8 protein-coding genes are annotated in these 8,627 nt (G+C 49.9%); 7 read left to right on the forward strand and 1 reads right to left on the reverse strand.

The genetic code is table 11. The features are described 5' to 3' along the window. The 7 genes from PF479_RS02890 to PF479_RS02920 all read left to right on the forward strand — a co-directional run. On the forward strand, positions 1-1,222 hold a 1,222-nt coding region (locus tag PF479_RS02890), incomplete at its 5' end, for an ABC transporter substrate-binding protein (protein WP_298002050.1). A gap of 63 nt (positions 1,223-1,285) precedes the next feature. Beyond that, positions 1,286-2,182 (forward strand): carbohydrate ABC transporter permease, encoded by an 897-nt coding sequence (locus tag PF479_RS02895; RefSeq protein WP_298002052.1) that lies wholly within the window; start codon positions 1,286-1,288, stop codon positions 2,180-2,182. After that, complete coding sequence (locus tag PF479_RS02900) at positions 2,179-3,009, forward strand: carbohydrate ABC transporter permease (RefSeq protein ID WP_298002054.1); 831 nt, start codon at positions 2,179-2,181, stop codon at positions 3,007-3,009. Before PF479_RS02895 ends, PF479_RS02900 begins: the two co-directional genes overlap by 4 nt. Positions 3,010-3,022: 13 nt before the next feature. Beyond that, positions 3,023-3,301, forward strand: a complete 279-nt coding sequence (locus PF479_RS02905; RefSeq protein ID WP_298002056.1) for a hypothetical protein — start codon at positions 3,023-3,025, stop codon at positions 3,299-3,301. Positions 3,302-3,370: 69 nt separating this feature from the next. Continuing rightward, on the forward strand, positions 3,371-4,141 hold the full coding sequence (locus PF479_RS02910; protein ID WP_298002058.1) for a uroporphyrinogen decarboxylase family protein: 771 nt from the start codon (positions 3,371-3,373) through the stop codon (positions 4,139-4,141). A 9-nt stretch (positions 4,142-4,150) separates the two neighbouring features. Next, the gene (locus PF479_RS02915; protein WP_298002060.1) at positions 4,151-5,251 is read left to right on the forward strand and encodes a hypothetical protein; all 1,101 of its coding nucleotides are present in this window, start codon (positions 4,151-4,153) and stop codon (positions 5,249-5,251) included. Next, positions 5,248-7,515: an alpha-xylosidase gene (locus tag PF479_RS02920; protein WP_298002062.1), complete on the forward strand. Its 2,268-nt coding sequence runs from the start codon at positions 5,248-5,250 to the stop codon at positions 7,513-7,515. Before PF479_RS02915 ends, PF479_RS02920 begins: the two co-directional genes overlap by 4 nt. Positions 7,516-7,628: 113 nt before the next feature. On the opposite strand, the gene PF479_RS02925 is transcribed toward PF479_RS02920, so the two are convergent. Beyond that, positions 7,629-8,627, reverse strand: a 999-nt coding sequence (locus tag PF479_RS02925; protein ID WP_298002064.1) for a LacI family DNA-binding transcriptional regulator, incomplete at its 5' end; no start/stop codon positions are given.

Consider the following 8,627-nt stretch of genomic DNA (forward strand, 5'->3'; position numbering starts at 1 on the left):
GGAAAAATCAAAGGAAATGAGTGATGAAAAAGTCACCCTTACCGTCTGGGACTTTAAGTACAGCGAAGAAGTCATGGGCTCTGCTCTTAAGGATATGGACTCCCTCTATATGACAGCCAATCCCGGTGTGGAGATCAATCATGTTGCTCAGCCCCATGATAATTATTATGAAATTCTGGCATCCTCTCTCAGCAGCGGTATCGGACCTGATGTGCTCATGGCCCATACGGATCAGAGGATCTGGAACATGGAAGAGTTCCTGTTGCCTCTGGACAGTTACATTGCCAGTTGGAAAGATGACATTGCAGACTCTGCCTGGGCAGCCTGTTCCTCAACAAAAGAAAGCGATAAAAATATAAAAATCATTCCTTTAACCGCTCAGGGTCTGGGAATCTATTACAACAAGGCAAACCTGAAAAAGGCCGGAATAGATCCCAATGCCGACTTGAGCGACGCCAGTGCCTTTATGGATGCCTGTAAAAAACTGAAGGCAGCAGGGATTCCTGCGATTGTCATGGGCAACGGCGGAGCCCCCTACGGAGTTGATTTTACCTATAGAACACTCCTGGCCAACTTCTACGGACCTGAACTGACCGGATTCAGCAATGGCAAAGCCAATTTTACGGATGAAGCCTTTATTGAGGCAACCCGGATGCTGAAGACAATGTTCACCATGGGCTATGTTATCACTGAAAATGCCACCATGCCCTACTTTATGGATGCCATCGAAGTCTTCAAATCGGGAGAAGGCGGATTTTTTGTCGGTCTGACCTCAGACATTGCTCACTGGAAGGACTTCGGTGATGCCTTTGGATACGAAAATCTCGGGTATATGCCCAGCATCAATTCACCCAAGGCAAAATATAAAAACAGACAGAGCAACCAGGGTGCCGGAATTGGATTTGCAGTGCTGAAAACTTCAGAACACAAGGAAATTGCCGTGGATTTCCTCTATGAATACATTCATGGTGAATCTGCCAATATTTTTCTGAACAGAACCGGGGCCATCATTCCCAACAAAAATCTTCCCATTGAGAATGAAACTCTGGCAACGGTCGTCAATTTTATGAGCAAGAATGCAGTTCCTGACTTTTACGTACAGCTGGATGCCGGTTTCGGTGCAGAATTTTACAACTATATTCAGCTCTTTTTCCTGGCTGATGAAATGACACTGAACGAGTACATTGAAAGCCTCCAGAAGGCCTATGAACTTAGTTTCTAAGATCTGAACTCAATCAAATAAAAGGGCAGGAGCTCAGGCTCCTGCCCATTCCAGGAATGATCCATGTTAAAAAAAAGACTGATGAAACATCAGGAAGAGCGGGATGCTCTGATTCTGCTGCTTCCCCTTATCCTGCTGATGCTGGTATTCACAGTGTACCCGGTATTGGCCAACTTCTATTACAGCATGACCAAGTGGAAGGGATTCGGCACTGCTGAATGGGTCGGGTTAAAAAATTATGCGACCCTCCTGCAGGATGTCAAATTCTGGCACTCCCTCAAGAATCTCTCGGTCCTGATTGCCTATATTCCCGCCGGTGTATTCCTGCCCCTCCTCATCGCAGCCATTCTGCGGGACGGCCTGAAGGGATGGACCTTTTTCCGTTCTGTCATATATCTACCGAATATACTGGGCTACGTCATCCTGGGGACTCTCTTCAGCATCCTCCTCAGTCAGAGAGGTCCGCTGATAGAACTGCTGACCATGCTGGGGGTTCAGGATGCCAACAGGATCAATATTCTGGGACAATCCAATTCTGCCATTCATATGGTGTCTCTTCTCTTTGTCATTCTGATGAAAATGGGATTCGGCTGCATCTATTTTCTGGCAGCCATGAGCAGTATCGATTCCAGTATGTACGATGCGGCCGGGATTGACGGAGCCAACTGGTGGCAGAGATTCTGGAACATCACCGTACCGAGTATCAGCTTCTCCATTCAGTTTTTTGTAGTTCTGTCCTTTATCGAAGTCTTTGCCAGAATGTACAGTTTTATCTATACCCTGACCTATGGTGGTCCAGGTTTTGCCACCTTCACCCTGGAATTTGGAATTTACCGTCAGGGCTTCAAGGCCTTTAAGATGGGTTATGCCTCCAGCTGGGCGGTTGTTTTATTCTTCTTCTGCTCCGCCATCGCGGCTCTTCAGATCTATGTCATCAGGAAAGGGGATCAGCTGCAATGATAAAACGAAACAACTCCGCCCGGATTTTCACCTATCTGTTTCTGGGGATCATCACATTTGTAAGTATTTATCCCCTTTATTTTGCCTTTATTTCCAGCTTCAAGAACCTGGCTGAGTACACTCAGAGCAATACGGCTTTTCCTGCCTCAATGAACCTGGAAAACTATGCCTATGTCTTCAGGAATATGGAGTTCTCAAGATTTATTCTGAACTCAATCATCACTGTGACAACAGGAATGGTTCTCTATATCATCATCTGCAACGCCGCTGGATTTGCTCTCGGACTGCTCAGATTCAGATTCAAATTGTCCATTTTTTCCTTTATTCTGTTTTTCCAGATATTTCCGCAGATGGTCATTGCGGCTCAGGTGTTCCGTATCTGCTCTAAAATAGGATTAATGAATTCTTATATCGGATTGGTCCTGGTCTGGACGGCTTATTTTGCACCCTTCGGGACCTACATCATGTCCACCTACTATGCCACCATACCCCGGTCGATGATCGAATCGGCCCGAATAGACGGGGCCGGAGTCTTCAGGCAGCTCTTCAGCATCATGATGCCCATGGCCACTCCCATGATCGGGACCATCGGAATTGTAGGAAGCCTGGCCATGTGGACAGAACTCCCCTTCTCCCTGCTCCTGATTAGTGAACCAGCCAAAAGACCATTATCTTTAGGAATTGCCATCATGAAAGGGGAACACGGTATACCTGTTCCTGTACTCTCGGCGGCCATCCTTGTCTCGGCAGCCATCCCCCTTATTCTCTATTTTATTTTTCAGAAAACCATTCATATGGGATCAACCGCGGGAGCAGTCAAGGGCTAAAGGAGCACCGAAGATGACACACCGAGATAGAATTCTGTCTGCCCTTCAACATAAAAAGACAGACCGCATACCCACGGATATGTGGGCCACAGTTGAAGTTCAGGAAAAGCTTCTGAACCACTTTAACATTCACCAGGGATTGGGGCAAAACAGCCCCTGCATAGGTCTCAATGGTGGTAGATTGTCCCGGGATGTCTCGGCCATCCTGGCCCTCTGGGACAGGATGGATATCGACGGTATCCTCGAAGTAAGACCTCCCTACAAGGGGAAACTTCACGCAGATGTGGATTGAGTCCGTTTTAACGAGTGGGGATTCGGAATCCGCCAGAGCCCTTATGAGTCGGGCAGTTATGAAGAACAGGTGGTCTACCCGCTGTCTGAAATAGAGAATTTGGAAGATGCCGAAAAATACCCCTGGCCAGATCCCGACCTCTATGATTACTCAGCCCTTCCCGGCCTGATAGACCAGTGCGGAGGACGGGCGATCTGCTGCGGTTACTGGGCCCTGTTCACCTTCCACAACTACCTCCGGGGATTGGAGAATTCCCTGATGGACCCGGTGCTGGAACCGGAAATGACCCGGTATATCCTGGGGCGCCTGTCGGATTTTTTTTATGAATACCACAGACGCTGTTTTGAGGCAGGAGAAGGCCGGATTGACTTCACACAGGTCACAGATGACTGGGGTTCTCAGACCGGTTTGCTGACCAGCCCAGAGATCTTCAGAGAATTTTATAAAAAGGACATGCAGAGAGGCATTGATTTGGCGAAATCATTCAATATCAAGGTGTTTCACCATGACGACGGTGATATGAGGATGCTCCTTCCTGAACTCGTTGAAATGGGCATCGACATCCTGAACCCTGTGCAATGGCGCTGCGGAGACTGGGATCTTAAAGAGTTGAAAGAACAGTATGGCGGAAAACTCTGCTTTCACAGTGCTGTGGATAATCAGGAGACTCTCCCCCTGGGCAATCCGGAAGATGTCAAAAAACAGGTTCAGCAACTGATTAAGACCCTGGGTTCTGATAGCACGGGATTCATCCTGGGTCCCTGTCACAATCTGCAGCCCAATACAACTGTTGAAAACATCCTGTCTCTGTATGAGACGGCACGATCATTTCAATATTAAGAGAGAAAAATGGAATTAAATTGGAAAGAAAACTGGTCTGAAACCCAGCAGAATTTTAGAAATTGGTGGAACCGGGATGGTTTCATACTCAGCCACTGGGGGACCGGACTGGAAACAGGGCAGAGCCTCCATGGTATTGAGGCTCCGCCCCTGCCTGCCTCGGAAGAACAAAGGCATACGGATCCGGCCTGGGTGGCCCGGAATGAGGAGTACCGCCTCTCCTGCAACTGGCAGGGTGCCGACTTTATGCCCATGGCCTTTCCAGATTACGGCACAGTCACCCTGGCAACCTTCCTGGGTGTGGAACCCCGGTATGAAGAAGAATACATCCTTTATCACCCCACGGACCTGTCTCCTGAAAAGGATAGAGAGCTGACCATCGATCCTTCAGACCGCCATTTTGTGAATATGCTTGAGATCAGTCGCAGCCTGATGGAAAAATCCGCAGGCCGCTTCTGTGTGGGTCTGCCCGCCATTGCTCCCGGCCTGGATGTTCTGGCAGAGATAAGAGGAACCCAGAACCTTCTGATGGACCTGATCCTGAATCCCGAATGGGTCAAGGAAAAACTGGAAGAAATCAACAGAACCTACTTTGAATGCTATGATCAGTTTTACAACATCCTCAAGGGAGAGGACGGCAGCAGCATCAACGGATGGTTTATGTTCTGGGGGCCTGGAAAGGTTGCCCAGGCACAGTGTGATTTCTGTGCCATGATCAGTCCGGACATGTTTCGTGACTTTGCCATTCCCACCCTTAAAGAACACTGCGACGTCCTGGACCACAGTCTTTTTCATCTGGACGGCCCCGATGCGGTGAATAAACTGGACGCTCTTCTGGAAATAGAAAGCCTGGATGCGGTGGAGTTTACTCCGGGCCCCCAGGTTCCCCAGGGAGGAGATCCCGCCTGGTACGACATGTACCGGAAGATCAGAAAAGCCGGCAAATGCGTCCAGGCGGTCAGCCTGAAACCGGAAGAAGTGGTCCCTCTCTTTGATGAGATCGGTTCCGACGGGATGTATCTGATGGTGGATTTCCAATCCCGAAAGCAGGTGGAGGACACCCTTAAACAGGTAGAACAATTCAGAAAGAAAGGAAGCGGAAATTCATGAAACAAGTCAATGATTTTATGGCCGACATGGCCGATTTTGATATCCATCCCGAAGCGGTTTTGTGGCGGGCAGGATCTCCCCGGCAGGTTCTGTCTACTCCCGGGGGAGCAGTAGAAATTCAATTTCCCTTCATGCCCTATATTTTGAAAGGGAGTCTCATCCCTCAGGAAGGGGAAACTGAGAATCTGAAGGCATTTACTCTCGAAGCCTGGGGAGATGATATCCTCCATTTCTATTCTGCCCATCATTCTGAGACTCCTATGCTGAGTGTCTCTCGGGAACTCAAAAAAACTGCTCTGACCGTCAAAGAGGATGAAACCGGATGGTCCATTCTGGATAGTCACAACCAGATCCGCGGCCGTTTTGAAAAGAAAAAAGATCCACTGCCGGGCTGGAGCGACATGATCCGGGCATCCTATGATTCACTCCAGGGATTCCTGTCTCCCGATGGAATGACGAGACTCTCCTTCAGCGGATCGGATCAGTTTTTTCCAGAGAAAGTGGAATCTCTGCCTCTGGCCTTCCTCAGCTATAAGGAAGGAGGCAAAGAAAAAGAGAGCAGCCTCTTCTCATTCCAGGCTGAATACAACGAGCATTTTGCCGGAACAGGAGAGCGCTTTGCTCCCACCGATATCAGAGGAAAGACCTTTGTTCTGGAAAACCATGACGGCCTGGGTGTGAACAGCCGGCGCTGCTATAAAAACATACCCTTTTACCTCTCCAGCAGAGGCTATGGTGTCTTTATGCATACCAGCGCCCATATTCGCCTCTCCCTTGCCGACATCTCCACCAGAGCCGCCCAGGCCCGGATTGAAGAACCCGAGGTGGATCTATTTCTAATGGGAGGCGGCCCCCCCGAAAGGATTCTATTTCACTACCGCTCCCTGACCGGCTTCCCCCCGGAACTCCCCCTGTGGAGCTATGGAACCTGGATGAGCCGGATGACCTATTTTTCCGCCGATGAAATTGAGGAAATCTGTGACAGACTGCGGGAGGAAAAATACCCCTGCGATGTGATTCATATCGATACGGGCTGGTTCGAAATAGACTGGGTCTGTGAATGGAAGTTCAGCAAAAAGAACTTCCCTGATCCGGCAGGATTTATGAAGAGGCTGAAGGACAGCCACTACCGGGTGTCCCTCTGGCAGACTCCCAATATCGGTGAGGGAAATGCCCTGCTGGAAGAGGCAGTAGAAAAAAGATACCTGGCACCTGCTTCTGCCGAGGGAGGCATCAGTAGTGCCTCCGATTTTTCGGGACAGGACTTCGGAGGGCAGATTGATTTTTCAAACCCCGAAGCCCTCGCGTGGTACCAGTCCCTGCTGAAGAGTCTGTTTGACAAGGGAGCCGCGGTCATCAAAACCGATTTTGGGGAATCCATCCTGATGGATTCGGACTACCTGAACATAAAAGCTGACTTGTTTCACAATATTTATTCTCTTTACTATCAAAAGGCGGCCTTTGAGGCATCCCTTAAGCACACGGGAGAAGGAATCATCTGGGCCCGCTCCGCCTGGGCAGGCGCACAACGCTACCCCATTCACTGGGGCGGGGATGCCGCCGCCAGCTGGGATGGAATGGCCGCTTCCCTCCGGGGAGGACTGCAGCTGGGCCTTTCCGGCTTCGGTTACTGGAGTCATGACGTACCGGGATTCCACGGACTCCCTGAGTTTATGAACACCCTTCCGACGGAAACCCTCTATATGCGCTGGACCCAGTTTGCTGTCTTCAGCTCTCATCTCCGATACCACGGAACCTCACCAAGAGAACCCTGGCACTACCCCGGAATTACGGGCATGATCAGGAAGTGGCTGAACCTTCGTTATCACCTGATCCCCTACTTTCTTCAGGAAGCAGCCCTGATGGGAAGCAGCGGGTTTCCCTTCCTCCGATCCCTTCTGTTTCATTCTCCCGAGGACCCCATGACCTGGATGGTGGACGACCAGTTTTTCTGCGGCGGCAGTCTCCTGGTCTGCCCCGTGATGAATGACCGGGGAGTCCGGGATGTCTACCTTCCCGAGGGCTGCTGGATCGATTTCTGGACAGGAGAAGAAACAGCCGGTCCGGTTCTGCTTAGAAACGTAGAGACTCCTCTGGACAGGCTGCCCCTCTACTGCGTGAAGGGAGCCGAGATCCCGGTTTATCCCGAACTGGTTCAGTCTACGGATGAGATGGATCTTTTCCGTGTAGAAGTTCTTAAGATTGATTCCGCTTTTTCTGGATGGCTGGATTCAGAGTACGCCGGGTCCTGGGGCTGGACATAAAGATGGGGACCTATTAATCCCGAATTAGGCAGAATCCTCAGCTCCTGGAGAGTCTGGGGTCAATAACTGGAAATAGACCAGCTGGTGCTGATGATTAAGCTCTGATCTGAGACTCAGGTTGATTCCCGGCAGATCAGATCTACCGGGATAACCGTCTCTCCCGAATAGAAGGGTTCACCCGACAGGTACGATTTGATTTCTGTAAATATTTTGCCGGCAAATCGGTCTTCATGAAGATCCATGGTGGTCAGAGAGGGATAAGTGAACCGTCCCCAGTACAGGTTGTCCGTCCCCAGGACGGCGACATCATCGGGGATTCGGCGCCCCTGAACCTGAAGCCCCCGGAGTCCCGGAAGTGCCATGGCATCACTAAAAAAGTAGAAACTATCAAACTCCAGACCCGCCCATTCCCGGAACCATTGTTCTATGAGAAGGTGATCCTTGAAAGGAAGCATCACATGCCGAACCTTCCCCCCTCCCTTCTCAAAGATTTTTATAAAACTGGAGGATCGTTCTGTTTCACAGCGGCCTTTGATTTCAGGAAAGACCAACCCGCAGGAACGGTAGCCTTTATCCAATAAGTGAAGAGCCCCCTGTTCTCCTACGAGAGAATCATCCACCAGATAGAGACTCCTTTTGACAGAAGAATCCAACTGTTCCCGATCTCCCTGAAGAGAAAAAAGAGGAATATCATTTTTCTGAGAACCGTGGAGTTTTGTAAACTTGTTGTCAAAGGACACGATCATCCGGGGCCTGCTGGCTATGACGGCCTGATAGTATGAGAGAGCCCTTGAAGGGTTGAACTCCGATTCCTGGACAATGAGTCCTGCCGCTTCGCATAAACTGCGGCGCTGGGAGGCCACCCGTACTAAAAAGGAGGTTCCAATATTCATTTCCATGACATCGGAATGAACAAAGCAGAGAACCGGGGCCTCTTTCGCCTTACTGGGAATAGTGAAGGTATACCCCAGCTCGGCAGCGGCATCCAGAACCCTCTGCCGGGCCTCTTCTCCTATTTGGACATCCTTTCTGCCATTCAGGATGACAGAAACAGTTGTCGTTGAGACCGATGCCTTAAGAGCAATGTCTTTCAGGGTTACCTTTTTTTTATA

Origin of the sequence: Oceanispirochaeta sp. (genome assembly GCF_027859075.1) — a bacterium.
Classification (GTDB): domain Bacteria; phylum Spirochaetota; class Spirochaetia; order DSM-2461; family DSM-2461; genus Oceanispirochaeta.